Consider the following 25,875-nt stretch of genomic DNA (forward strand, 5'->3'; position numbering starts at 1 on the left):
CCCCGGCCGGACCCGGACGGTCACCGGGCCCGGCTGTGCACGGGCGGCTGCGTGGACGGCGGCCCGGCCCGAGACAGTCCCTCGGAATCGCGACGTGGCGGTCACCGGGACCGCCAGACCTCGAAGGACTGCTGCAGGTGCCAGCCGCCGACGCGCCGGGCCTCGTTGCGCCAGCGGAACGACGTGGGGGTCAGGTCGGAGAACGTCCAGCGGAGGGTGTCGCCGTCGAGGCGGATGCCGTCGGGGGTTGCGCTCGCCAGGAAGGTGTGGACGCGACGTCGGCCCGGCCCCACCCACGTGGAGCGCCACACGTCCTCACCAGCGGACGGGTCGGGGAAACGGATGCTCACGCCGTGCTCGACGCCGGGCAGGATCCAGACGTCGGTGGTGGCGTGACCGCCCAGCGCATAGCCGAAGTGCCACTCTCCGCGCCGCACGGTGGTGGACCCGTCCGCCGCGTGCTCGGTGCAGTCGAGCGCCCACGAGCCGGTGAATCTGCCGAACAGGCTCAGGTCGACGCCCGGTGCCGGTGCATCCGCGAGAAACCTCAGATCTGTCATGGGCCCGACGGTAAACGGCCCGGACGCCGGCCCGCTCCGGATTTTCGTTGCCTGTGGACAGAGCGATGTCGAGGTACGGCCGCTGTGGATAACTCGGCGGCTGCGGCTTGTGAGGGAGGAGGATGGGTGCAGCGCCTAGACCGAGAGACGGTCGGGGTGTGAGCGGCACGGTGCGGGACGGACAAGTGCGTTTGTGGGCCCTCAAGGCGTACCAGAAAAGGGGTTGATGAATTTGTCCGCGAAGCGGTGCAGGGCGTCGAGTTTTTCTTGGAGCGGGGCGTCGAATCGGCGCCACGGGACGACGATGGCATCGGTGACGCCGATGTCGGCCTGCCGGCGGAAGCCGTCGAGGCCGGGGCGGTCGATGCAGACCGCCTGGATCTCGAACGGTGTTTCCGCGCGGCCGTATGAATCGCGGAGTTCGGCGAGTCGGGTGATGACGGCGCGGAGGTCGTCGAATCCGATCATCGCGGAGGACCAGCCGTCGCCGATGCGGGCGGCGCGGTTCAGGGCCGGTTCGGTGTGGCCACCGATGTAGAACGGGACCGGTTCGGACGGAGCCGGGCTCATCTGCAGTTTCTCGAAGGAGAAGTGCTTGCCGTGGAAGGAGACCATGCCGCCGGCCAGAACCCGGCGGATGATGTCGATGGATTCGTCGGCGCGGACACCGCGGTCGCGGAACGGCGTGCCGCACCAGTGGGATTCCTCCGGTGACCAGCCCAGGCCCACCCCGAGGCCGAATCGGTTCCCGGTCATCACCGCGACCGATCCGATCTGCCGGGCCAGGAGCAGCGGGTTCCGTGGATCCAGTTTGAGGACCTGGGTGTAGAAGCGGATCCGGGAGGTGACCGCGCCCATCGCCGCGGCGGCGACGAACGGGTCCGGCCAGGGGGTGTCGGCATTCCAGAAACGGCTGCCGTCGGGGGTGTACGGATAGGAGGCGGAGACGTGTTCGGAATAGAACAGTGAGTCCGGCAGTGCGATCGAGGCGAAACCGCATTCCTCGGCGGTGCGGGCCAGCGCGGTCAGTTGGTCGAGCGGGCTCAGGGCGATTCCCAGGGTGAATTTCACGGCAGCACCTCGGCCAGATCGAGCAGTTGACGGGTGGCGCCACCGAGCTGGAATTCGATGTCCTCGGCGGCCAGGAAATAGCGGTGCAACGGGTATTCGAGATCGATGCCGACGCCGCCGTGCACGTGGACCGCGGTGTGCAGGACCCGGTGGCCGGTTTCGGCGGCCCAGAATCCGGCTGTCGCGACCTCGGCGGGTTCCGGCCGGCAGGCCGCCTGCCACACGGCCAGCCGTAACGCCTCCACGTCGATCCACGCGTCGGCGAGCCGTTGGGCGACGGCCTGGAACGAGCCGATCGGGCGGCCGAACTGGACCCGGTCCCGGGCGTAGGCGGCGGTCATCTCCAGGGCGCGCTCGGTGATGCCGAGTTGTGTCGCACAGGCGCCGACGGTGAGGCGTGTTCTCATCCAGGCGGCGCCGGTGTCGGGGAGTGGCACTTCCGGTCCGAGGACCATCTCGCCCCGGCCGGCCGGGATCGCCAACGTTTCCACCTGCTCGTCGGTGCCGAACCGGGCGATCGCCGAGGCAGCGCCGACGATCGATGGCAGGTAGGGGACGGACGCGGCGGCACGACCGAGTTCGATCAGGATCGCACACTGTTCGGCCAAGCCGTGGTCCTCGCCGCCGGCACGTTTCGGGAGGGCCGCTGCCAGCACTCCGGCCTCGGCCAGGGCCGGCCACAGCGGGCGGCCGGAAGAGACCAGGTCACGGGTCATGCCGGCGAGCTCGGTAGCGGCGGGCGAGTAGGAGAAGTCCATGTCGGTTCCCTATCTCCGGACCGGGAGGCCGAGGGCTCCGGCCGCGATGATGTCACGCTGCGCTTCGTTGGCGCCGCCACCGAAAGTGAGGATCAGGGCGGAGCGGTACATCCGCTCGATGTGGGCGTTCCCGGTGCCGGTCACTTCCATGAGCAGGCGGTACGCCTCGATCGCCAGTTCCGTTCCGTAGACCTTTCCGGCGGAGGCCCGGGGCGCGGCGGGAGTACCGTCGGTGATGCACGCGCGCCAGTTGAAGAGTTTCAGCGCCTCGGTCTTGGCGTGCACCCGGGCCAGGTGCAGGCGCACCCACTCCTGTTCGATCGCGCCGGTCGACGCGGCCCAGTCGCGGACCTCGCGCAGGGCACGTTGCAGGGGCGCGGCCGAGGTGAGCGCCACACGTTCGTGGTTGAGCTGGTCGGTGATCAGCCGCCAGCCCTGGTTCTCCGCGCCGACCAGGGCGGATGCCGGCACCCGCACGTCGGAGTAGTAGGTGGCGCTGGTCGACGGCCCGGCGACGGTGTGCACCGGGGTCCACGAGAAGCCCGGTGCGTCGGTGGGTACGACCAGGATTGACAGGCCTCTATGGCGTGGCTGCGAAGGATCAGTGCGGCAGGCGAGCCAGATGTAGTCGGCGTACTGGATCAGGCTGGTCCACATCTTCTGGCCGTTGATCACCCAGGAGTCGCCGTCGCGGACCGCCCGGGTGCGCAGCGCCGCGAGATCGGTGCCGGCCTCGGGCTCGGAGTAGCCGATCGAGAAGTGCGCCTCGCCCGCCTCGATACGTGGCAGCAGGTCGGCCTTGAGCTGCGGTGATCCGTGCCGGGCGATGGTCGGGCCGACGGTGTAGAGGGTGAGGAACGGCACCGGGACGCCGGCCAGCGCCGCTTCGTCCGCGAAGATCAACTGATCGAGGCGGGAGCGCCCTTCGATCGCCAGCCAGCCGTCTCGTCCCAATTGACGGACGATCTGTTTGTACGCCGTCCCATCCCCGTATTCACCGCCGCCACTGTCCAGACCCGCACGTAGGGCCGGTGTCATCAGCGCGGCGAAGTACTCCCGTAATGACGCCCGCAGCTTCTCCTGTTCGGGCGTGTATCCGACGTGCATGGCGCACCCCGATCCCGGTAAGTTAGAACACGTTCTATCACGCGGAAGCGGGAGGGCGTCAACAGTGGAGGCTTATCTGGTCGGCGCCGTGCGCACTCCGGTGGGCCGGCGCAACGGCATGCACGCGGCAACGCACCCCGCCGATCTGGCTGCCGGGGTGCTCAACGCGCTCGTGGATCGGGTCGGTGTCGATCCGGGGGCGGTCGACGACGTCATCCTCGGGTGTGTCGACACGCTCGGCCCGCAGTCCGGTGACATCGCCCGGACGGCCTGGCTGACGGCCGGACTTCCAGAACACGTTCCTGGCGTGACGGTGGACCGGCAGTGCGGTTCGTCGCAGCAGGCGGTGCATTTCGCGGCGCAGGCGGTGATGAGCGGGACCGCTGACCTGGTGGTGGCCGGGGGCGTGCAGAACATGACGCGGGTGCCGATCGGGAGCGCGATGGACCCGTCCGGGCCCTACCGGGGCAGCTACGGCTGGATGAATCGGTATGAGACGGATGTCCTCGACCAGTTTCGCAGTGCCGACGACATTGCTGCCAGGTGGTCCATCGACGCCGGCGAGATGCGTGAATTCGCTCTGGAGAGTCATCGCCGGGCCGCCGACGCCATTGATGGCGGTCTTTTCCGGCAGGAGATTCACGGCGCCGAGGACGACGAATGCCCTCGCCGGGACACCACCGTCGAGAAGATGGCGGCGCTGCAACCGTTGCGGGAAGGCGGCGTCACGACGGCCGCCATGTCCAGCCAGATAGCCGACGGTGCTGCCGCACTGCTGATCGCGAACGACACCGCACTCCGCGTGCACGGTCTGACCCCACGGGCGCGGATCTATCACCTCTCGGCACGTGGCGACGACCCGATCCTGATGCTCACCGCGCCCCTTCCGGCCACCGCGCACGCGCTCCGGAGAACCGGCCTGACCATCGACGACATCGACCGTTTCGAGGTCAACGAGGCATTCGCCAGCGTCGTTCTGGCCTGGCTCAAGGAAACCGGCGCGGACCCGGCCCGGGTGAACGTCAACGGCGGCGCGATCGCGCTGGGACACCCGCTGGGCGCGACCGGCGCGCGCCTGATGGTCGGCATGCTGCACGAGCTGGAACGCTGCGGCGGGCGTTACGGCCTGCAGACCATGTGCGAGGGCGGTGGCCAGGCCAACGTCACGATCATCGAGCGGTGGTGAGCCGTTCCAGGCCCTCGGACGCCTCCTTCATGATGCGGTCGATGAGTTCGGCGCAGGACGGTAGATCGTCGATCAGCCCGGTGACCTGACCGGCCGACATCACCCCGAATTCCGGCCGTCCGTCGACCATTGCGGTCCGCAGCAGCACCGGTGTGCCGGCCGCCATCAGGGTCTGCGCCCACGTCAATTCCCGGCCGTGTCGTGCGCTGCGCCCGGCCCGCACGAGTTGTGGCCAGGTGAGCCCGGCGAGACGCCGGAACGCGACGGCGTGCCGGGCCGAGCGGAGCAGCGCGCCGACGGTTCCCGACCTTTCCAGACCATTGATGTACGACGTTCGCAGTACCCGGTGCGGTATACCGTCCACCGACGTGGTGACGATTGTTCCGGTCACGCCGGCATCGAGATAGAGCTGTTTGACCCGGGCGCCGACCGGGCTCTCCGCGGTCAGCAGGAACCGGGTGCCCATCGCGATTCCGGCGGCGCCGTAGGCGAGCGCGGCGACGAGCCCCCGCCCGTCGAAGAAGCCACCGGCCGCCACCACCGGAATCCCGACCGTGTCCACCACCTGGGGGAGCAGAATCGTCGTCGGAACCGACCCGGTGTGCCCGCCGCCCTCACCGCCCTGGACGAGAACCGCATCGACTCCCCATTCAGCCACCTTCTCGGCATGCCGCCGTGCCCCGACCGAGGGCATCGTCAACACTCCGCCGTCGGCGCATCGGCGGATCAGATCGTGGGAGGGTGCCAGGGCGAACGACGCGAGTCGCACCCGTTCCCGGATCAGCAGATCGATGCGTCTGGCGGCGTCGGGCGCGTCCGACCGTACGTTGACGCCGAATGGTCGTGAGGTTCTCTCCTTGACCCGGTGAACGGTGTCGCGCAGCTCGTCCAGGGTCATGGTCGCGGACGCGACGATGCCGAATCCGCCCGCCTCGGCGACCGCCGAGACCAGTCGTGCCCCGGCGACGTATCCCATTCCGGTCTGCACGATCGGATGGCGGCAGCCGAGCAGTTCGGTGAGCGCGGTCCTCACCGGATCTCCCGTTCCCGGGCGCCGGCGGGGTCCAGCAGATCGCGGATCAGCTTCAGTTCCTCGTCGTCGGGCTCCCGGGTCGGCGGCACGTCGTCCGGAATCGTCAGCGCGAATCCGGTGGCGGCCACCACATCGTCGACCGTCACTCCCGGATGGGTGGATCGCAGCCGCATCGAACGGTCCGGGGTGGCGAAGTCCAGAACCGCGAGATCGGTGACGACCACCCGGATCTCGTGCGCGTTCCGGTCGTGGCCCACCCCGGAGACCATGTCGACGGCTTCGACGAACACCCGCGGGGAATGGCGGGGGATCCAGTAGCTGACCGGATGGTTCACGGTGTTTCCCGGAGCGCCACGCACACACAGGAGCTGCGACGTCGGTTTCTCCCAGGGGCCGACGCAGGAGATGTTCTGATTGCCGAACCGGTCGAGCTGGCTCGCGCCCATCATCACGTGCCGGGCGCCGGCCGCGACGGTCGCGAAAACCGACCGGAACGGCAGCCAGCCCTCGGCCCGCCCGTCCCGCAGAAGGGTGGCCTCGCCGTCGCTGACGAGCAGGTCCGGCGCGAACGTGGCCTGTGCCAGCCGCGCCCCCAGGTGTGGGATCAGGCCGGCGGAGCTCGCCAGGATCGCGCCGTCGCCCCGCCACGCCTCGGCGCAGGCCACGACGCAGGTCTCGGCCCGGGTCATCGCTTCACCGCCAGCTGATAGTCGGCTTCGCCGCCGTCCAGATAACGGGCCCGGAACGTCTCCCAATCGGTGGTGGCGTACTCCTGCTGGAACGCCTCGTCGCGCCCGTAATCGGGCACACAACTGGTGAAATGGGCGCCGTTCGGGGTGTGCAGGACACCGTCGACCATCGATCTGTTGACGAGCAGGGTCTGTGGCGGGCCGCCGGCCATCAGATCGTCGGTGGACTCGACCTGTTCACACGACAGGAAGCGGCGCTTCGCGGCCAGACAGAACAGGTCGTCGAAGTACGGATCGGGGCCCAGATAGCGGCCGTTTCCGCCGGTGTCGGCACGGTTGAGGTGGATGAAGGCGACGTCGAGGGGAATCGCGGGCATCGCCACGAGCTCGGTGTCATCGGCGTACGGAGAACGGACCGTCCGTAGTTCCGGATTGATCCGCATCACGTCCGAGCCGAGGCCGGCGCGGATCGGGAGGAACGGCAGCCGGTTGGCGGCGGCGAGGAGTCCCCAGTAGAGCATTCCCTCGTCGTACTCGGTCAATCGGATCGTGCCTTCGCTTCTGGCCCGGCGGAAATGCGGCTCCAGGGGAATGCTGTCCAGGGAGACGAAACCGGTCACGACGCGGCGCACGATTCCGGCCGCGACCAGGAGACCGACGTCCGGTCCGCCGTACGTGACCAGGGTCAGGTTCTTGCGCCCGGATCGGAGAACGGCGCGGACCACCGCCATCGGTTTCCGTCGCGACCCCCACCCGCCGATGCCGATCGTCATTCCGTCCCGGATCTCCGCGACCGCGTCCTCGACGCTGACGAGCTTGTTCACCGGTCCTCCAGGAATCGTCGGCGGCCCCGATCACCGGCCCCGTTCAGATTGAGTTCGAAGGTGAATCCCTGCTCGAACCGGTAGGACCGTTTCACGTCGACCGGATCGATGCCGTTGAGCGATTCCTTCGCCCGCCGGATGACGAGCGGATCCTTTCCGGCGATCTCCTCCGCCACCCGTCGTGCGGCCCTCCGCAGCCCGGCCGGTGGCGTCACCTCCAGAACCGTCCCGAACCGGTGCAATTCCCACGCGGTCACCGGGCGGCACGTGTAGACCATCGTGCGCATCAGCTGGTGCGGCACCAGCCGGGCCAGGTGGGTGGCCGCGCCGAGCGCCCCGCGATCCACCTCGGGCAGCCCGAACGTCGCGTCGTCCGAGGCCACCACCAGATCGGCGTTACCGACCAGCCCGACCCCGCCGCCCAGGCAGAACCCCTGCACCGCCGCGATCACCGGCACCGGGCAGTCATAAACCGCAGCGAACGCCGCAGCACAGCCACGGTTCGCTGCAAGAAGCGCCTCGTGCCCTGATGTGCGTTGCATCTCCTTGATGTCGACGCCCGCGCAGAAGCCGCGGCCCTCGGCGGCGAGCACGACGGCCCGCGTCTGTGGTTCGGAACCGGCGACAGCGAGCGCCTCGGCGATCGCGTGCCAGCCGGCCGCCGGGACCGCGTTGACCGGCGGGAAGTCCAGGATCACTTCGGCGATCTCGCCGCGTTGCAGCTCAATGCCCACGGGCGTCAGGCTAACCTAGCGCTTGCTTGGGTGGGTAGCATCGATCGGCATGAACCCTCTGGACTATGCGGGCCGGGCGGTGGTCGTCACCGGCGGCACCCGCGGCATCGGCGCCGCCATCGCCTCAGCGTTCCGCGCGGCGGGCGCCGACGTCCTGGTGTGCGCCCGCACGTCACCGTCTGCCGTCCCACCGGGTGACTTCTTTCCCGCTGACGTACGGGATCCGGCACAGGCCTCGGCGCTTGTCGCATCGGCGGTCGAGCGCTTCGGAAGGCTCGACGTCCTGATCAACAACGCCGGCGGCAGCCCGTCGGTAGCGGCCGGAACCGCCTCGCCCCGCCTGCACAAGAAGATCATCGAGCTGAATCTGATCGCGCCGCTGCACGTGTCGCAGGCCGCCCGGGCGGTGATGTGCACCCAGCCCACCGGCGGGGTCATCCTGATGATCGGCAGTGTCAGCGGCACCCGCCCCTCGCCGGGAACCGCCGCGTACGGCGCCGCCAAGGCCGGTCTGCACCACCTGACCACCAGCCTGGCCGCCGAATGGGCCCCACTGGTGCGGGTGAACAACCTGGTCGTCGGCCCGGTCGGGGACTCGCCGGACGTGCCCGCGCCCGGTGCGGTTTCCACGATCGGCCGCACCGTCCCGATGGGCCGGGGCGCGGGTGCCGACGAGGTCGCCAGCGCCTGCCTGCTGCTCGCCTCGCCGCTCGCCGGATACATCAGCGGCGCCTCGCTGGCCGTGCACGGCGGTGGCGAGTGGCCCGCGTACCTGGCGGACCTCCGGGACACGGCGTACCGTGCCGGGAAATAGAACCTGTTGCAGAATTGCGGCGTTCGGAGGCTCGGCATGGTGCTCTCGATCAAGACGAAACGCGACGAGGCCGGCCTGAGCGCCGGAGAACTGCTGATCGACGGCCGGTGGCGCCCGTCCGCCGACGGCGACCTCTGGACCCACCACCACCCGGCCACCGCCGAGGAGGTCGGCACGTTCGCCATCGCCGGGACGGCCGACGTGGACGCCGCCGTCCGCAGCGCCCGCGCCGCCTTCGACGACGGGCCCTGGCCGCGGGCCCGCGCCAAGGAACGGATCCGGGTGCTGCGGCGCATCGCCGACGGCATCCGCGAACACGCCGACGAGTTGCAGACCCTGATCGCGCTGGACAACGGGGTGCCGGTCAGTTTTGGCGAGACCTACGCGATGTCCGTCGAATGTGTCGCCGACATCTTCGAACACCACGCCGGCTGGGTCGACAAGCTCGGCGGCGAGACCCTGCCCGGTTATCAGGGCGGCGACCACATGGTGCTCACCCTGCGTGAACCCGTCGGGGCGGTCGCCGCGGTCATCCCGTGGAACGGGCCGCTGCTGCTCGCCGCGCAGAAACTCGCCCCCGCGTTCGCGGCCGGGTGCACCGTCGTGCTCAAACCCTCCGAGTTCGCCACGTTCTCGGTGCTGCGGCTGGTTCGGATCATCGAGGAGGCGGGGCTGCCGCCGGGTGTGCTCAACGTGGTCACCGGGCCGGGTGAGACCACCGGCGACGCCCTCATCAACCATCCGCTGATCGACAAGATCACGTTCACCGGGAGTCGTGGGGTCGGCCGCAAGGTCCTCGCCGCCGCTGCCAACGGCGTCAAGCGCACCAGCCTCGAACTCGGCGGCAAGAGCCCGTCGGTGGTCTTCTCCGACGCCGACGTCTACGCGGCGGCCACCACGACCATGGGCACGGTGACCATGGGGTTGTCCGGGCAGGCATGTGTCGCGCACACCCGGGCGCTGGTCCAGCGGGAGGTCTACGACGACTTCCTGGCCATCGTCGAAGCCATGGCCGCGCTGGTCAACTACGGCGACCCGTTCCACCCCGAGACCACCGCGTCGCCGCTGATCAACGAGCGCCAGCTGGCCCGGGTTCTCGGTTACATCGAGTCCGGCCGGACCGAGGGTGCCCGCCTGGTGGTCGGCGGCGACCGTCCCGACGGCGAGCTGGCGGCCGGGAACTTCGTGCAGCCCACCGTTTTCGCCGACGTCTCCAACGACGCGACCATCGCGCGCGAGGAGATCTTCGGCCCGGTCCTGGCGGTGATCCCGTTCAGCGACGAGGAGGAGGCGATCCGCCTGGCCAACGACACGTCGTACGGTCTGGCCGCCACGGTGTGGACCTCGGACGTGCGGCGTGCCTTCCGCATGACCAAGGCCCTGCGCGCGGGAACGGTCGGTGTCAACGGTTACCAACTCGAGCCGCACGTGGCCTTCGGCGGTTACGGCCAGTCCGGCCTGAACCGGGAGGGCGGCCGATCCTCCATCGAGGCCTACACCGAACTGAAAACAGTCCTGATCCCGACAACCGACGAGATGATGTAGCCGCGACCCGGTCGGTCAGGCTTACCCGCAGCCCGCAGCCCGCAGCCCGCAGCCCGCAGCCCGCAGCCCGCAGCCCGCAGCCCGCAGCCCGCCTCCCGCAGCCCGCCTCCCGCAGCCCGCCTCCCGCCTTGTGGGGCGGTGCCGGGCCGGGCGGGCCTGGTGGGTGATTGCTGAACGACGGATGATCAGGCTATGGTCGCTTTCCTAGACGAGTTTCGTCTAGGAAAGGGGCTCGGGGATGAACGCTCAGCAGGCCGCCTGGCGGGCCAGGGTGCTGCCGCCGGTGGAGAAGCTCGCCGGTGGGCTGGTATCCGTCCCGGTGCCTATCCCGAACAATCCGTTGCGGTACACGCTGTGTTACCTGATCCCCGGCGACGACGGGCTGGTCGTGGTCGATCCCGGCTGGGACAGCGAGGCCGGCTGGACCGCTCTGCTTGCCGGCCTGACCGAGGCCGGCGCCACCACCGCCGACGTCATCGGTGTGGTGCTCACTCACGTGCACCCGGACCACCACGGGTTGACCGCCCGGCTCCGCGGCGCCTCCGGAGCCTGGGTCGCGATGCACCCCGCCGAACACGACACGATGCTGCGCGACCGGGACACCGCGCCGGCCGTGGCCCTCGGTGGCTGGCTGCGCGATCTCCACGTGCCGGAAACCGAGATCGACAACCTTGTGGGTACGTTCGGAACAGCCGTCGACCAGCACTTCGCCCCGTTGGCCGACCCCGACCTGATGCTCGAGGACGGCGACCTGATCCCACTGACCGGCCGTCGTATCCAGGCGATCTGGACTCCCGGCCACACTCCCGGTCACATCTGCCTCCTCGACGCCGACTCCCGAGCGCTGCTGACCGGCGACCACGTGCTGCCCCGGATCAGCCCCAACATCGGCCTCCAGCTCAGCGGCGGCGACCCGCTGGGCGATTACCTCCAGTCACTGGAGAAGGTGACCGTCTACGACGACCACGAGGCCCTGCCGGGCCACGAATACCGTTTCCACGGCATCGCCGCCCGCGCCGCTGAACTGACTACCCATCACCGGGACCGCTGTGCCGAGATCGTCAGCATCGTCGAGCAGTTGGGCGACCCCGGCATCTGGCAGCTCGCCGCGGCCCTGAGCTGGTCGCGGCCCTGGCCCGAGATCGGCCCGATGAAGGTGGCCGCGGTAGCCGAAACCGCCGCCCACGTGGAACTCCTGCTGAAAGCCGGAACCCTGACCCGCAAACAATCCGCCGACGGCACCCAGCGCCTCCTGCTCAACTGACCCCGCAGCCCGCAGCCCGCAGCCCGCCTGGCTACTCGGCGGTCGCCACCGAGGCCAGCACGAAGTCGACCAGCTCCTCGGCGTAGCGATCCGCTCTCCTGGCCACCTCAGCCCGCAACCTGGCCGGGGCGACCAGCGCGTGGTTCAGAGCCCCGCCGCTGATCGTGTCCAGCAGCAGGGTCACGCTGGTGTCCTTCCGGAGCTCGCCCCGGTCGATGCCCCGGTGCACGATCGCCCGCGCCGCGGTCGCCTGCGACTGCAGGAACCGATCCAGGTGCTCCTGCCCCGATGGAATGCTCTCCACCTCGAGCATCAAGCGCAGTACCGACCCACCCGCCTCGTCCAGAAACGCGTGCAACACCTGCCGCGCCAACGCCACCAGGTCCTCCCGCAGGGTTCCGGTGTCGATGTCCCGCACCCCGGACAGCCGGGACGCGAACAGCGCCTCCAGCAGCGCCTCTTTGTTGGGCCACCGCAGATAGATTGAGGCTTTCCCGACTCCGGCCTTACGGGCCACCGCGTCCACCGAGAACCGCGCCCAGCCCTCAGCGCCGAACACCTCGGCCGCCGCCCGCGTGATCCGCGCGTCAACCTCGGGATCACGAGGCCGGCCCGCGGGCGAAGCAGCCACGAATCCTCCAGTTGATCGACCGGTCGGCGCTCAGTCTAGGGCGGATGCACTCTTCGATCGCTACACCTCCGGACCGCTGCTCTCCCGGACCATCTCGCGGTCCGAGCGCTGTCAGGTCAGTAGCTTGCGGTGGTCCCAACTGGCGATGCGGACCGGGTCGACCACGTAGGCGATGCGTTTCCGGGCCGTGTGCGCGACGTAGGCGTCCAAGGCATCCGGTGGGACGTCCGGCATCCGGGCGGCGATCAGCTTGCCGACGCCGGTGACGCCTGGCAGGTCGTCGATCGGCTGCACGATGCCGCCCACCTGCACGCCGCGGAGCTCGAAGTAGTCCTCCCCGTCCTCGACCAGGCAGGTCAGCCGGGGGTCACGGGCCAGATTCCGGGCCTTCTGCGACGTGCGATAGGTCCAGAACGCGATCCGCCCGCCCGTCACCCCGAAGAACATGGTCACCAGGTGGGGTGTCCCGTCCGGGTTGATCGTCGCTATCTGCACCTTCCTCGTGTGACCCAGCAGCGACTCGATCTCGTCGTCGGCCATGGTGACCGTCTCTCGTTGCTTCACCGTGCCCTCCGTTCGTTGCCGTGTCTCGAGTGTTGTCGCTCCGGGGTCCTTCGGCGATGGGGGTAGCCACCTCTTGCTGGTACGGGTAGCCGTACCAGCAATTGATCGGTCTGCCCCACTGTGCCGCGGCGACGACGAAACTACGGTGAAGGGGACTCGCCGAAAGTGGACTCGGCCAGCGGGATCGTCTCCTCGCAGACGAATCCCGGTCGTGGGGGATCAGAGGTGAAAACAGTGCTCAGAGCAGCGTCGAGTTCCAGGTCCGTCCAGTGGCCGGCGGCCGCATGGAAGACGGCCCGCACGGTCGGCGGCCCCATCAGCGCCACCACGTCACCGTGCACGACGAAGATCTCTCCGGTGATCAGGGCGCCGGCCGGCCCGGCCAGGTGCACGACCAGTGGCGTGACCCGGTCGGGAGACAGCGGATCCAGACCGTCGGGCGCGGGGCCCATCAGCTCGCCGGTCATGGCGGTGCGGGCGCGTGGGCAGATGGCGTTCACCCGTACCCCATGTTTGAGGCAACCCCGGGCCGTGGCCAGGGTGAGGGAGACGATCCCTCCTTTGGCCGCCGCGTAATTGGGTTGCCCGGCGGAGCCGAGAAGAAAAGCCTCGGAGGCCGTGTTGATGATCCGCGCGTAGACCGGGCCGCCGGTCTCCTTGCTGCGATCCCGCCACCAGGCGGTCGCGAACCGGGAGGTGACGAAGTGACCACGCAGATGGACGCGGACGACCGTGTCCCATTCCTGTTCCGACATCGAGAAGATCATGCGATCCCGGAGCACCCCGGCGTTGTTGACCAGCACGTCCAGCCCGCCGAATGTCTCCACCGCCGTTTTGATCAGGGCTTCCCCGGTCGGCCAGTCGGCCACGTCGCCAGGGCAGGCCACCACCGAACCGCCGGTGGCCCGGATCTGTTCGACAACCGCGTCGAGAGCCGGCCCGGCGAGATCGTTGACGACCACGTGGGTGCCGGCCGCGGCCAGCGCTGACGCCTCCGCCGCGCCCAGCCCTTGACCGGCGCCGGTGACGATCGCAACCCGCCCGGCGAGCGGCGTGGCCGAGTGCAGCACGGGAGACCAGGAGGGGGAGCCGGGGACGGGCGGCGAGTCGGGAACACCGGGGGAAGCAGACAGGGGAGAGGAGGCGGAGCCGGATGAACGGGGAGTGTCAGGAGGAGGCAGAGACATGTCAGTATCCCGGTCCACTCAGGAGGCCGCCGTCAGCCAGGAATTCGGCGCCGGTGGTGTATGACGATTCGTCGGAGGCCAGGAACGCGACCAGCCGGGAGATCTCGACCGGCTCGGCGAAGCGGGCGATCGGCAGCGACTTCAGGAACCCGCTCGGGTCCACACCGGTCATCGACTGTGCCGCGACCAGGGCCATCGACGTCATCACACCACCTGGGTGGACCGAATTGACCCGGATGCCGGCCGGCCCGAGTTCTTGAGCTGCTGACCTGGTCAGGCCTCGGACGCCGAACTTGCTGGCGCTGTAGGCGGACAGGCCGGACGCCCCGGCGAAGCCCTCGATCGACGAGATGTTGACGATCGAGCCGCCACCACCCGCGGTCATCGGTGCGACGACCTGGCGGATGCCGAGCCAGGTGCCGACGAGGTTGACCTCGATGACCTGACGGAACTCGCCGGGATCCATCTCGGCGACCGGAGCGTGCCGCAGGATGCCGGCGTTGTTGACGAGTACGTCCAGGCGCCCGAAGGAGGAGAGAGCCATGTCCACAGCAAGCGCCCAGTCATCGGAGCTGGTCACATCATGATGAACGAACTTGCAGCGGTCCGTGCCGATCTCGTCGGCGACCGATCGGCCCTTCTCGTCGAGTACGTCGCTGATCACCACCCGGGCACCCTCCGCGGCGAAGTGCCGGGCGTGAGCCTTGCCCATGCCTCGCGCCCCACCGGTGATCAGTGCAACCTTGCCGTCCAGCCGCCCCATCGCGCCTCCCGACCGAACCGATCGAAGCCCCAGCAACGGAAACCGAGCCGGCGACAGCCGAGCCGACCGGGGCGGAGCGCACCGAAGCTCCGCCACGTCGTATCCGGCAATCCCGGGCCCAGCACGTCCAAGCACGCCCGGCCGAAGCCGAACCAAACGCTTGCTTGGTGCAGCTTAGACCGAAGGCTGTCGATTGTTGAAGGCCGTGATCCCGTCGAAGAGAAGTCGCAGCAACCCGTCCACGATCTCCTCGGTGGTCCAGGTCGACGACGGCCGCGACGCCGGCATCCACAGAATGTCGCGGAGCAGCCGGTACGCCAGGCGGGCGTCGAGATCGGCCCGGAAGACGCCTGTCTCCTTGCCGCGCTCCAGCAGGTCGATCCAGGTCTGCTCGATCTCCTTCATGGCCGTTCGCAGGTAGTCGAACCGGGGTTGGCCGCTGAAGTAGTTCCAGTCGTTCTGCAACATCGTGAGCGCGGCGCGGTGCCGGCCCAGGGTGGCGCTGCTGGACCGTACGATCAGTTCGATGGCCTCCCGCGGGCCGGGCGCCGAGCGGACCGCCTCGCGGTAACCGGCGAGAACGTCCTCCAGGAAGGCGCTGAGGATCTCGTCCCCGATCGACTCCTTGGAGTCGAAGTGGTGGTAGAGGCTGCCGGAGAGGATCCCGGCGGCGTCCGCGATCTCGCGCACCGTGGTGGCCCGGAACCCCTTCTCGGCGAAGAGGTCCCCGGCGAGCTGGACGAGATGGGTGCGCCGTTCGGACGGGCTTCGGGATTGGGTCACGGGCCGATTATGACCCCTGAGCTAACGCTTGCTTGGTTCGGCCCTCATGACTAGTTTAGAACGTGTTCTAATTCCTGAGGAGGTGCCGGGATGCGCGCGGCGATTCTGCACACGATCGGTGAAGAGAAACTCGACCTTCGCGACGACGTCGAAGTGCTCGGCCCGGGCCCCGGCGAGGTGCACCTACGGGTGCGCGCCTCCGGTGTCTGCCATTCCGACCTCTCCGCGATCCAGGGCGGTCTGCCGCAGCCGGTGCCCGCGGTCCTCGGTCACGAGGCAGCCGGTGACGTCATCGCTGTCGGCGACGGTGTCGACGACCTGGGCCCCGGCGACCGGGTGGCGGTCAACTGGCTGCCCGCCTGCGGTGTCTGCACCCATTGCCGTCGCAACGAGCCCTACCTGTGCATGACACACGTGATGGCGGGCTACGTGATCCCCCGGTTCACCGCCGGCGGCGAGCAGATCTTCGGGATGGCCGGCTGCGGGGCCTTCGCGCAGGAGATGGTGGTTCCCCGGGCCGGTGCGGTCAAGATCGACGAGGATGTTCCGTACGAGGTGGCGGCGCTGGTCGGCTGTGGGGTCACCACCGGTGTCGGCGCGGTGATCAACACGGCGCAGGTGCGACCGGGTGACACCGTCGTCGTGATCGGCTGTGGTGGCGTCGGCATCGCCGCGATCCAGGGCGCCCGTCTCGCCGGAGCCGCCGTGATCGTCGCGGTGGACACGGTTCCGGCTCGGCACGACGCGACCCGCCGGTTCGGCGCCACCCACACGGCCGGGCCTGACGAACTCAGCGATCTTCAGATGGAGGTGGTCCCGGAGGGCTTCGACCACGCTTTCGACGTGGTGGCCGTTCCGCAGACGCTCCGCACCGCGTGGACCGCTTGCCGCCGGGGTGGCAGCGTCATCGTGGTCGGTGCGGGCCGGGCCGAGCACCAGGTCGAATTCAGCCCGTTCGAGCTGCTCTTCGAGGGCAAACGGATCCTGCCGTCGTTGTACGGATCGGCCGAGCCGCATCGTGATTTCCCGCGTCTGCTGGCGCTCTGGCGGGCCGGCCGGCTCGACATCGAGGGCATGATCAGCCGCCGCCTCCGCCTTGACCAGGTCGGCGACGCGTTGGCCGCCTTGGGCAGTGGGGACGTCATCCGCCAGGTGATCATCCACGACTGAGCCGGCTGCAAAATCACGGCGGGCAGCGGGCAGCGGGCAGCGGGCAGCGGGCAGCCGCGCGATGGGCGGCGGGCGATGGGCGGCGGGTGGCGGGTAGCCGCGCGCCGGGTCGCGGACGGCGGGCGGTGGGCAGCCGCGCGTTGGACGCCGAGGGATGGGCGGCGGGTGGTGGACGGCGGGCGGTAGGACGCGCGGTGGGTTGTGGGTGACGGCTGGGGACGGGCGGGAGCGGAAAGAGGTCGGCTGATGCGGCTTGGGATTCAGCTCGGGTACAGCGGGGAGGGGTTCGCCGCTTCGGTTGATGAGGTGGTGGAGTTCGAGGAGGCCGGGGCGGAGCTGGTGGTGGTGCCTGAGGCCTACAGCTTCGACGCGGTCAGTCAGCTCGGGTTTCTGGCGGCGCGCACGCGTGGGATGCAGTTGGCGTCCGGGGTGATGCAGCTCTACACGCGTACGCCGACGTTGCTGGCGATGACTGCGGCTGGGCTCGACTACGTGTCCGGTGGGCGGTTCAACCTAGGGCTCGGTGCCTCCGGGCCTCAGGTCATCGAGGGCTTTCACGGGGTTCGGTACGACGCTCCGCTCGCCCGGACCCGGGAGACCGCTGAGATCTGTCGCCGAGTCTGGCGCCGGGAGACGTTGGCCTTCGACGGTGATCACTACACGATTCCGCTGCCTGGTGACTATGCCAAGCCTCTGAAGATCATCAACCGTCCGACGCGGTCGCGGATCCCGATCCTGCTGGCCGCTATGGGGCCTCGCAACGTCGCCCTGGCCGCTGAGATCGCCGAGGGGTGGCAGGCGCTGTGGCTTGATCCGCGTTCCGCCGGCCGGGTCTTCGGTGATGCCCTGGCCGACGGGCGGTCCCGCCGTGATCCGGGGCTGGGTCCGCTCGACGTCAGTGTTCCCGTGCCCTTTGCCGTCGGTGAACCTACTCCCGTACTGCTGGGACGGCATCGGGCGCAGTTGGCGCTCTATCTGGGAGGCATGGGGGCCAAAGGCCGAAACTTCTCCAACGATCTGGTGCGTCGGTACGGGTACGCCGAGGAGGCCACCCGAGTGCAGGACCTGTTCCTGTCGGGGCGCCGGGCCGAGGCGACAGCCGCCGTCCCCGACGACCTCGTCACGGCCACCTCCCTGGTCGGCACGGTCGACACGATCCGGCACCGCCTGGACGACTTCGCCGCCGCCGGAGTGACGACCTTGCTGGCTTCCCCGCTGGCTGCCACCCGCGCCGAACGGGTCAAGGATGTCGCCGCACTCCGCGAACTGCTCGGAAAGCTCTAGATGATCAGCCGGACGCGAGGCGAGACGGGGCCGGCACGGCGTGGTGGGGCACACAGCAGATGGGGTACGGCGAGGTGGGCCTGGCACGGCGAGGTGGACACGGCAGGCGGAGTGCGGCGAGGTGGAACAGGGCAGGTGGGGCACGGCAGGTGGAGTACGGCGGGGCTGGGCACAGCTAAACAGGGCGCGGCCGAGAGGGCGCGACGGGATGTGGCGCGGTGAGGCGGGACAGAGCGGGGATGCGGCGGGATGTGGCGCGGTGAGGCGGAACAGAAGCGGGATGCGGAGGGACTGGGTGCCGGGAGGCGGGACAGGGTGGGGTGCGGCGGGGCCAGGCAAGGCTCGGGTGTGGGTGGAGAACGGGCTGGTGGCTGAGTTGTTGATGGTGGAGTGGGGGTGACGGGCGTCCATATAGTTGCCTCGTGAGTCAGGGGCTGAAGTACTCCGATGCCGTCAAGTTGCTTGGTGGGGCTGGGGCGGGCATGAAGTTCGCGGACAACCTGGTGGGGAGTGTGCTCCTGGTCGGGACGGGTGGTGGCAGTGAGATGGCGCTCAGCCTCTTCGACGCCAAGGGGGAAGCCTCCCGGATCGGGTACCAAGTTGCTGAGAAGGTCACCGATCTGGTTCGTGGGCAGGGGCGTTACCACCGCAGCGAACGTCTGCACGCCGCGCATGCGGTTCTGGTCGTGTCGTCGTTCTTCGACGTGTTCGGGGACTGCCTCGACGGGAGTGGGATGCGGTCGCCGGAGTTCAGCCGGGACGACCAGTTGCTGCTCGTGGCGACCGCACGTGCCGAAGGGTCCTGGCAGAGCCGCCTGCTCGACGCCCCCGTCCCGGGGCCGTCGCCGGATCTGACCTTCGACCGGCTCCTGCGGACGCTGACCGAGTGGTTCGAGGCGCTGTCCGAGACCCTGATCAAACACCTGCCCGGACTGTCCGCCTGGGACGACGCCGACGATCGGGCGCGCCGGGCGGTCCGGGACGTGCTGACCGAGGTGCTGCCGGCGGCGGCCCGGAACCGGTACGAAGAGGTGGCCCGCCGGCTGGCCGTGGACATTCCGGAGTTCGCGATCTGGATGACACAGACCGAGTCCCGGGCGGCATCCCGGGGCATGGAGCGTCTCGAGGCGATGCTGCTGCGCGCCACCTCCCAGCGTGATCCGGGGCGGCACCGGGCGGGACTGGCCGCCGTCTACCGGCACGAGCTGGACGAACCGATCCTCGGCGGCGACGCCGGTGACCTGGTCATGCCCAGTCTCGGGCGCGCCTACCTGGACCCGTGCTTCCGGGCCCGGCCCGGCGGCCCCGGCACCCGGCCGGCCGACGAGGGCTGGTGGAGCGAGGCCGACGTCCGCGCGGACTTCGACGAGTTCCTCGCCGTCCACCTGACCACCCCGCAGGCCGCGAAGGTGCCGTTGTTGCTGCTCGGCCAGCCCGGTGGCGGCAAGTCGTCGCTGACCCGCATTCTGGCCGCCCGGCTGCCGGCCGCCGACTACCTGGTGGTCCGGGTGGCGTTGCGGGAGGTCCGGGCTGAGAGCGAGGTCCAGGACCAGATCGAGCAGGCGCTGCGCGGCACCCTGGGCGAGACGGTCGCCTGGGCCGACCTGGCCGCGACCGCCGACGGGGCGATGCCCGTCATCCTGCTCGACGGTCTCGACGAGTTGCTGCAGGCCACGGGCGTGCACCAGTCCGGTTATCTGGAGCAGGTGGCGAAGTTCCAGCAGCGCGAGGCCCGCCTCGGCCGCCCGGTCGCGGTGATCGTCACCAGCCGGGTCGCGGTCGCCGACCGGGCGCGGCTTCCCGCCGGCGGCATCGCGGTCCGGCTGGAACCGTTCGCGCCGTCGCAGGTGGACCGCTGGCTCGACATCTGGACCACCGTCAACGCCGCCTACTGGGAACACACCGGCCGCCGCCCCCTGACCCGCGACGTCACCGACCGTTTCCCGGATCTGGCCACCCAGCCGCTCCTGCTGTTGATGCTCGCGCTCTACGACGCCGGCGCCAACGCGCTGCAGACCGCCGAGGAGTTCGACACCGGCCGGCTCTACGAACGGCTGCTGCACGACTTCGCCGGCCGCGAGGTGTCCCGGGTACACGGCGACCACCTGCCCGAACCCGACCGCGCCACACTCATCGACGAGGAACTGCTGCGACTGTCGGTGGTGGCGTTCGCGATGTTCCACCGCCTGCGCCTCTGGGCCACCGCCGCCGAGCTCGACGCCGACCTCACCGGCTTGGGCCTCACCCCGTCCGGCACATCGCGCACCGCCGGTTTCCAGCGCCCGTTCACGGCGGGCGAGGAGATGGTCGGCCGCTTCTTCTTCATCCAGCGCACCCAGGCCAGGCAAGACGATCAGACATTGCGGACGTACGAGTTCCTGCACGCGACGTTCGGTGAGTACCTGGTGGCCCGCCTCGTGGTGCAGGCGGTTCGCGAGGCCCACGCGCTGTCCCGGGTGCGCTCCCTCGGCATCGGCGCCCGCGACGACGCTGATCTGTTGCGGTCACTGCTCGGGTACACGCCCCTGTGCGCCCGCAACACCGTCCTCCAGTTCGTGACGAGTCTCCTTCCTCGGGAGGAGCCGGCCGAAGAGCGCGAGGAACTGGCCGACGTGCACGAGGAGCAGGCCGACGTGCACGAGGAGCAGGCCGACGTGCACGAGAAGCCGGCCGAAGTGCGCCAGTGGCTGGTAGAGCAACTGCGGGTGGCGGTGACCCGTCCGACGTGGACCCCGCGCAGGTACCAGCCGATCGACAAGCGCACCGACCACTGGATGGCCACGTACTCCTTCAACCTGCTCCTGCTGACCCTGTCCTGCGGAGGGCGGGTCCGGGCATCGGAGCTGTTCCGGCACGCGAAGGACCCGGCCGAGTGGTTACGCGACTCGGCCCTGCAGTGGCGCGGCGCGATCCCCGGCGGAATGTGGCTCGACGCCCTGAAATCGCTGCAGGTGACCCGGGGCTGGGCCGACGACGGCCGCCGCGACATGGTCCTCGAATTCGTCGAGGAGGTGACGGTGGGAAAGGACGATCCGCTGTGGTCGCACCGGATCCCGCCGGAGCGGGCCCAGCAGTCCGGCGGAGTGGTCGACGACTTCAGCGAGAATTTCCCGCTCATCTCGGCCGTCACCTCGATGACGCTGTCCGGAACGGTCAGCGACGACATCCTGCGCCACCATGCCGAGCCGGTTCTGGACGCCCTCACCTGGCCGGCGATGTCCACCCTCGTCGAGCACGGCACCGGCGATTTCGCGTCGATCGCCCACAGCGTGCTCCGGGTGCTTCTCATGGACCGCTCGGACACGGACGAACTGTTCCGTGCCTATGAACGGGTCTTCCACGCTTTCCGGGAATGCGAATGGCTGGACATCGAAGAGTGTCAGAGCGGGATCCTGCGGGCCCTCACTTTCGACGCCCATCGGTTCAAGTCCACCGATCTCGTGAGGTGGTTCAGGTCGGGGCACATGAACCTGAAGCTGTCCCCCGTACTCCTCGAATGTCTTGCTCGTGCGCAGCAGGCGGCGCCGGGCACCGAGGATCACGAATTTCGCGATTTCGTGACGGGTTTCCTGGTGCGGAACCCAGCGGTCCTGACGCCGGAGACCTGTCAACGACTGCTCAGCGTGCTTCCGCTGATGGACGGGCGGGCCATGGAACGCCTGCTGCCCCGGCTCGAAGCCGGGGGTGGCGCCCTCCCCCGACGTTCGGGGATGGGGGAGGGCGCCGTGCGGGGGACGGGTGCTGATGGCTGAGGAGGCCGTGACGGTGCCCGGTATATGAACTTTTGGGGATATCTGGAGCGCTCCCGGCCCCAGAAAAACACAGCCCGTCATAGATGTGAAGAGATATCCGTTTGCAGGTTTTCTGCAACGGACGGCAGCAGCGGGTGAGGGCGCGGGCGGCGGCACGGGCGGCGGCAACGGAAACAAAACGCCCCGGCTCACCCTGACCAGGGCGAACCGGGGCGGTAAGAAGAACCGGGCGGTAGGAGGAACCGGGGCGGTAGGAGGAACCGGGCGTTAAGGAGAACCGGACGGTCCGAGGACCCGGGCGTTAAGGAGCGCCGAGCGGTAAGAGGAGCCGTCAGCGAGCGCCGACCGTGATCACGACCTGCCCGAAGCCCTGCTTGCGATCCTTGCCGGGAACCGCGGCCCGAACCTGCCGGGTGGTGGCCTTCAGCGTGTCCACGATCTGGTTCACCGACCGCGCACCGGGCGGCAGGTACTTGTCGTAGATCGTACGCAAGCAATCGCTCGTATAGACGACGATCGTCGGCCCGGTGTGCTTCAGAGCGGCCAGCACGTCCGCGTCGGAACCGGCCACGTAATCGGTACGTTCCAGCACGCACGCGCTGAACTGGAACAGATCCGCGACGCTGCGGTCCGCCCCGGTCAGCCCGGCCTTCTGCAGCAGCGACCGGACCGCCTGGTTGCCGGTGTCGCCGGCGGCGAGCGCGGTGACCGCGGCCGGACCGAACTCGGCGTGCGCCTGCAGCAGCGCCTCGGCGGTGATCGGCCGCATCGCCCGGCTGTTGGGCAGCAGCAGGTCGAGCTGGCGCAGCCCGGCGTCCAGGGCGATCACCGACCAGTCGAGGCGGCCGGTGAGGCGCAGCCCGGTGGTGGAGCCGGGCCGGACGTTCAGGGTGACGGTCTCGCCACCGCCGACGGCGATCTGGTTCTTCAGGTAGGTGAGCACGGTGTCGCGGATGCCGTCGACGCCGGTCTCGGAGTCCGGCACCGGCTGGACACGGCCGTCGGTGGGCAGGTCCAGCACCATCGGGAAGGGGTACCGGTTGCGGACCCGCAGCTGCTGGGTGCCGGTTCCGGCGGTCACCAGGCAGGCGTCGAACCGGCCGGCCGGGACCGAGGTCACCCCGACCGTCACGCCGGTCACCTGCGGGGTGCACACCAGCGCCTCGGGCTTGGTGGCGACGACGCTGGTGGAGACCGAGGGGGTGGGCGCCGGGGTGGTCGGCGCGGTGGACGCGACGGCGGAGGTGCGGCCGGTCGCCGAGGCGGACGGCGTGGTGGAGCCGGCCGCGCCCGGGACCGGCGTGGTGACGAGCGTGGTCCCGGTCAGGTGGTTGACCGACTCGTTGAGGGCGGAAACGGCGGCTGACCGGGCGTACGCCCAGAAAGTCGGGCTTGTCCCCTCGGCCACCGGGAGGACCGTGCCGGCGCCGGTGGTGATCGAGTCGCCGGTGTCGTCCGACGAGACCCGCCAGGTGCCGACCACGAAGCTGTCGAACAGCACGGTGTCGCCGGAGACCGACCGATCGACGGCGTCGGTCAGCGTTCCGGTCAGCGGAATCCAGCCGCCCAGATCGCTGGACCAGCCGAACAGGTTGAGCATCTCCGGGTCGACCGCGGCGGGAAGGGTGCCGTAGTCGAGGGTGATCCGGCCCCGGGAGATGTTGCCACCTTCCACATCGATGCTCACCATGTCACCCACAGTGGCCATGGCGGGCGGGAAAGGCCGGTTCGACGGCAACGGCTCACGGCGGAACGAGACCCGCGGTGTGCCCTCGGTCGCACCTTCCGGAGCGCTGAAACGGACGAGTCCGTCCAGTGCGGACACCGAGCCCGCTCCGGCCTCGACAGCACGTGACTGCAGCACACCGATGGGTCCACAGGCCCCGAGCGTGACGGCGAAAACGGTGAGTACGGCACTCGCCGCGATCCCCCGAACCAGATTCATGTTTGTCCTCCCCGGCCGAGGAGGATAGCGGGCGCTGGTGAACGCCAGTCACCGACCGCTATGTGTGAGGGGTTCCACTCCTCAGCCCCGTGACGGGATCGTATCGTCGATGGGCAACACATCGATGCCCTCGAAGGTGTGAAACGTCCCTTGACGAGCGGGCTGCCAGGATCGGGTGATATGACTCATCGGTGCGATCACCCTGGCGGCATCCGGCCCGCGTCGTGCCGCTGGCGTTCCTGGCCCTGATCGTGATCGGGACCGGGCTGATGATGCTGCCCGCCGCCCGCGCCGAACCAGGTCACGCCCCGTTCGTGACCGCGCTGTTCACCGCCGCGTCCGCGGTCTGCGTCACCGGCCTGGCCGTCGTCGACACACCCACCTACTGGTCCACGTTCGGCCACGTCCTGCTGACCGTTCTGTCGCAGATCGGTGGCTTCGGCATCGTGACGATGGCCACTCTGATCAGTCTGCTGGTGTCCCGGAAACTGGGCCTGCGCAGCCGCCTGCTCGCCCAGACCGAGAGCGCCGGGCTCTTCGGCGGCAATCTACGCGGCATTCTCTTCCGGGTGGCGATGGTCATGCTGGCGTGTGAGAGCGCCATCGCCGTGGTCCTCACCTTCAGATTCTGGCTGCGGTACGACTATTCGCTCGGCCGCGCCACATGGGAAGCGGTGTTCCACGCGGTCCAGGCGTTCAACAACGCCGGATTCGCCCTCTACCCGGACAGCCTCGTCCGGTTCGTCACCGATCCGTGGATCTGCCTGCCACTGGCCCTCGGGGTGATGGCCGGCTCGATCGGCTTTCCCGTTCTGTTCGAACTCGCGCGCGAATGGCGTACGCCGGGCAGATGGTCCACCCACACCTTCCTGACCGTTTCCGGCAGCCTGTTGTTCTCGCTGTTCGGTTTTCTGATCTTCCTGACCTTCGAATGGCGAAACCCCGGAACCCTCGGCCCCCTGGGTACGGGCGGGAAAGTTCTCGCGGCGTTCACCCAGGACGTGATGACCCGCTCCGGCGGATTCAACAGCGTCGATCTCGGGCGGATGAACAGCGAGACGATCGCCGTCACCAACGGGCTGATGTTCATCGGCGGCGGCAGCGCCAGCACCGCCGGCGGCATCAAACTGACCACGTTCATGCTGCTCGCCTTCGTGATCTGGGCGGAGATCCGCGGCGAACCCGACGTGGTCATCCGCAAACGCCGGATCGCCGAGGAGACCCAGCGGCAGGCCGTCACCGTCGCCCTGATGGGGGTGGCGCTCGTCGCGTGCGGCACCGTCGCCCTGGACGCCCTCACCGAGGACATCCCGTTCGACCGGGCCCTGTTCGAGGTGACCTCGGCGTTCGCCACCGTCGGGCTCAGCACCGGCGTCACCCCGACCCTGCCGCCGTCCGCCCAGGTGGTCCTCGTCATCCTGATGTACGTCGGCCGGGTCGGCACGATCGCGGTCGGCACCGCGATCGCCCTCAACACCCGCCGCCGGCACTACCGCTACCCGGAGGAGAGACCCCTCGTTGGCTGACGACAAACTCGCCCAGGGCGGCCACGTCGCGGTGATCGGCCTCGGCCGGTTCGGCGGCGCCGTCGCCGAGGCACTGCTCGAACTCGGCTACGAAGTCCTCGGCATCGACTCCGACCCGCGCATCGTGCAGGACTGGTCGGACCGGCTCACCCAGGTCGCCGAAGCCGACTCGACCGACGAGGAGGCGCTGCGCCAGCTCGGCGTGCACGAGTTCGGCCGGGCCGTCGTCGGCATCGGCACCAACCTGGAGACCAGCGTCCTGACCGTGCTGACCCTCACCGAGATGGGCCTGCCGGAGATCTGGGCCAAGGCCACCAGCACCAAACACGGCAAGATCCTGTCCGCGGTCGGCGCCGACCACGTGATCTTCCCGGAGTCGGAGATGGGCGAACGGGTGGCCCACATGATCACCGGCCGGATGCTGGACTACATCGAATTCGACGACGGCTTCGCCATCGCCAAGGTCCGAGCCCCGAAGGGCGCCGCTGGCCGCACCCTGGCCGAGCTGGGCCTACGCACCCGCTGGGGCGTCACGGTGGTCGGCACCAAACGCCCGGGCGAGGATTTCGTGTACGCCAGACCAGAAACCACAGTCCCCGAGAACGCCGTCCTGATAGTCGCCGGCGACACCGAAAAGGTAGAGGCCTACGCCGCCGAGAACTGAAATATAGTCCGCCATGGATCC

23 protein-coding genes are annotated in these 25,875 nt (G+C 69.3%); 9 read left to right on the forward strand and 14 right to left on the reverse strand.

Going from position 1 to position 25,875, the window contains the following annotated elements:
• Positions 1-101 precede the first annotated feature (101 nt).
• The 4 genes from Aco03nite_RS27810 to Aco03nite_RS27825 form a co-directional block, all read right to left on the reverse strand.
• Positions 102-560 carry a hypothetical protein gene (locus Aco03nite_RS27810; protein WP_203799645.1) on the reverse strand — a complete coding sequence of 153 codons (459 nt, stop codon included), beginning with the start codon at positions 558-560 and terminating at the stop codon, positions 102-104.
• 201 nt (positions 561-761) lie between these two features.
• Positions 762-1,631 (reverse strand): TIGR03619 family F420-dependent LLM class oxidoreductase, encoded by an 870-nt coding sequence (locus Aco03nite_RS27815; RefSeq protein ID WP_239145483.1) that lies wholly within the window; start codon positions 1,629-1,631, stop codon positions 762-764.
• A complete protein-coding gene (locus Aco03nite_RS27820; protein WP_203799660.1) occupies positions 1,628-2,389 on the reverse strand; it encodes an acyl-CoA dehydrogenase family protein in 762 nt (253 codons plus the stop codon). Before Aco03nite_RS27820 ends, Aco03nite_RS27815 begins: the two co-directional genes overlap by 4 nt.
• A gap of 9 nt (positions 2,390-2,398) precedes the next feature.
• Positions 2,399-3,496 carry an acyl-CoA dehydrogenase family protein gene (locus Aco03nite_RS27825; RefSeq protein ID WP_203799673.1) on the reverse strand — a complete coding sequence of 366 codons (1,098 nt, stop codon included), beginning with the start codon at positions 3,494-3,496 and terminating at the stop codon, positions 2,399-2,401.
• Between Aco03nite_RS27825 and Aco03nite_RS27830 the strand changes: the two genes are divergently transcribed.
• Positions 3,495-4,682: an acetyl-CoA C-acetyltransferase gene (locus tag Aco03nite_RS27830; RefSeq protein ID WP_203799675.1), complete on the forward strand. Its 1,188-nt coding sequence runs from the start codon at positions 3,495-3,497 to the stop codon at positions 4,680-4,682. The genes Aco03nite_RS27825 and Aco03nite_RS27830 overlap by 2 nt on opposite strands.
• On the opposite strand, the gene Aco03nite_RS27835 is transcribed toward Aco03nite_RS27830, so the two are convergent.
• The 4 genes from Aco03nite_RS27835 to Aco03nite_RS27850 are packed head-to-tail and all read right to left on the reverse strand — an operon-like array spanning position 4,666 to position 7,962.
• Positions 4,666-5,658: an NAD(P)H-dependent flavin oxidoreductase gene (locus Aco03nite_RS27835; RefSeq protein WP_239145492.1), complete on the reverse strand. Its 993-nt coding sequence runs from the start codon at positions 5,656-5,658 to the stop codon at positions 4,666-4,668. The two genes, Aco03nite_RS27830 and Aco03nite_RS27835, sit on opposite strands and share 17 nt — an antisense overlap.
• Before the next feature lie 53 nt (positions 5,659-5,711).
• On the reverse strand, positions 5,712-6,404 hold the full coding sequence (locus Aco03nite_RS27840; RefSeq protein WP_203799680.1) for a CoA-transferase subunit beta: 693 nt from the start codon (positions 6,402-6,404) through the stop codon (positions 5,712-5,714).
• Positions 6,401-7,228 carry a CoA transferase subunit A gene (locus tag Aco03nite_RS27845; RefSeq protein ID WP_275415912.1) on the reverse strand — a complete coding sequence of 276 codons (828 nt, stop codon included), beginning with the start codon at positions 7,226-7,228 and terminating at the stop codon, positions 6,401-6,403. The genes Aco03nite_RS27840 and Aco03nite_RS27845 overlap by 4 nt, the downstream gene beginning before the upstream one ends.
• A complete protein-coding gene (locus tag Aco03nite_RS27850) occupies positions 7,225-7,962 on the reverse strand; it encodes an enoyl-CoA hydratase family protein (protein WP_203799683.1) in 738 nt (245 codons plus the stop codon). Before Aco03nite_RS27850 ends, Aco03nite_RS27845 begins: the two co-directional genes overlap by 4 nt.
• Before the next feature lie 49 nt (positions 7,963-8,011).
• Between Aco03nite_RS27850 and Aco03nite_RS27855 the strand changes: the two genes are divergently transcribed.
• From Aco03nite_RS27855 to Aco03nite_RS27865, 3 genes are all read left to right on the forward strand, one after another.
• Positions 8,012-8,776: an SDR family oxidoreductase gene (locus tag Aco03nite_RS27855; protein ID WP_203799686.1), complete on the forward strand. Its 765-nt coding sequence runs from the start codon at positions 8,012-8,014 to the stop codon at positions 8,774-8,776.
• Positions 8,777-8,812: 36 nt separating this feature from the next.
• Positions 8,813-10,321, forward strand: coding sequence for an aldehyde dehydrogenase family protein (locus Aco03nite_RS27860; RefSeq protein WP_203799688.1), 1,509 nt, complete (start codon positions 8,813-8,815; stop codon positions 10,319-10,321).
• 238 nt (positions 10,322-10,559) lie between these two features.
• Positions 10,560-11,585 carry an MBL fold metallo-hydrolase gene (locus Aco03nite_RS27865; protein WP_239145484.1) on the forward strand — a complete coding sequence of 342 codons (1,026 nt, stop codon included), beginning with the start codon at positions 10,560-10,562 and terminating at the stop codon, positions 11,583-11,585.
• Between the two features lie 31 nt (positions 11,586-11,616).
• Here Aco03nite_RS27865 and Aco03nite_RS27870 read toward each other — a convergent pair whose 3' ends face one another.
• From Aco03nite_RS27870 to Aco03nite_RS27890, 5 genes are all read right to left on the reverse strand, one after another.
• The gene (locus Aco03nite_RS27870; protein ID WP_203799690.1) at positions 11,617-12,216 is read right to left on the reverse strand and encodes a TetR/AcrR family transcriptional regulator; all 600 of its coding nucleotides are present in this window, start codon (positions 12,214-12,216) and stop codon (positions 11,617-11,619) included.
• A gap of 111 nt (positions 12,217-12,327) precedes the next feature.
• Positions 12,328-12,780 (reverse strand): pyridoxamine 5'-phosphate oxidase family protein, encoded by a 453-nt coding sequence (locus Aco03nite_RS27875; protein WP_373872641.1) that lies wholly within the window; start codon positions 12,778-12,780, stop codon positions 12,328-12,330.
• 140 nt (positions 12,781-12,920) lie between these two features.
• Positions 12,921-13,847: an SDR family NAD(P)-dependent oxidoreductase gene (locus tag Aco03nite_RS27880; protein WP_239145493.1), complete on the reverse strand. Its 927-nt coding sequence runs from the start codon at positions 13,845-13,847 to the stop codon at positions 12,921-12,923.
• Between the two features lie 121 nt (positions 13,848-13,968).
• Positions 13,969-14,730, reverse strand: coding sequence for a glucose 1-dehydrogenase (locus tag Aco03nite_RS27885; protein WP_203799694.1), 762 nt, complete (start codon positions 14,728-14,730; stop codon positions 13,969-13,971).
• 174 nt (positions 14,731-14,904) lie between these two features.
• A complete protein-coding gene (locus tag Aco03nite_RS27890) occupies positions 14,905-15,513 on the reverse strand; it encodes a TetR/AcrR family transcriptional regulator (RefSeq protein WP_203799696.1) in 609 nt (202 codons plus the stop codon).
• A gap of 90 nt (positions 15,514-15,603) precedes the next feature.
• Here Aco03nite_RS27890 and Aco03nite_RS27895 point away from each other — a divergent pair, with 90 nt between their 5' ends.
• The 3 genes from Aco03nite_RS27895 to Aco03nite_RS27905 all read left to right on the forward strand — a co-directional run bounded on the left by Aco03nite_RS27895 (position 15,604) and on the right by Aco03nite_RS27905 (position 21,719).
• On the forward strand, positions 15,604-16,683 hold the full coding sequence (locus Aco03nite_RS27895) for a Zn-dependent alcohol dehydrogenase (protein ID WP_203799698.1): 1,080 nt from the start codon (positions 15,604-15,606) through the stop codon (positions 16,681-16,683).
• Positions 16,684-16,929: 246 nt separating this feature from the next.
• Positions 16,930-17,967, forward strand: a complete 1,038-nt coding sequence (locus Aco03nite_RS27900) for an LLM class F420-dependent oxidoreductase (RefSeq protein WP_203799700.1) — start codon at positions 16,930-16,932, stop codon at positions 17,965-17,967.
• A gap of 422 nt (positions 17,968-18,389) precedes the next feature.
• Complete coding sequence (locus Aco03nite_RS27905; protein ID WP_239145485.1) at positions 18,390-21,719, forward strand: NACHT domain-containing protein; 3,330 nt, start codon at positions 18,390-18,392, stop codon at positions 21,717-21,719.
• Positions 21,720-22,050: 331 nt separating this feature from the next.
• On the opposite strand, the gene Aco03nite_RS27910 is transcribed toward Aco03nite_RS27905, so the two are convergent.
• On the reverse strand, positions 22,051-23,664 hold the full coding sequence (locus Aco03nite_RS27910) for a hypothetical protein (RefSeq protein ID WP_203799702.1): 1,614 nt from the start codon (positions 23,662-23,664) through the stop codon (positions 22,051-22,053).
• Between the two features lie 191 nt (positions 23,665-23,855).
• Here Aco03nite_RS27910 and Aco03nite_RS27915 point away from each other — a divergent pair, with 191 nt between their 5' ends.
• Both Aco03nite_RS27915 and Aco03nite_RS27920 read left to right on the forward strand, forming a co-directional pair.
• Positions 23,856-25,190 carry a TrkH family potassium uptake protein gene (locus Aco03nite_RS27915; RefSeq protein ID WP_203799705.1) on the forward strand — a complete coding sequence of 445 codons (1,335 nt, stop codon included), beginning with the start codon at positions 23,856-23,858 and terminating at the stop codon, positions 25,188-25,190.
• Positions 25,183-25,854 (forward strand): potassium channel family protein, encoded by a 672-nt coding sequence (locus Aco03nite_RS27920; protein WP_203799708.1) that lies wholly within the window; start codon positions 25,183-25,185, stop codon positions 25,852-25,854. The genes Aco03nite_RS27915 and Aco03nite_RS27920 overlap by 8 nt, the downstream gene beginning before the upstream one ends.
• The last annotated feature ends 21 nt before the right edge of the window (positions 25,855-25,875 follow it).

The organism is Actinoplanes couchii (assembly GCF_016862075.1).
Lineage (GTDB): Bacteria > Actinomycetota > Actinomycetes > Mycobacteriales > Micromonosporaceae > Actinoplanes > Actinoplanes couchii.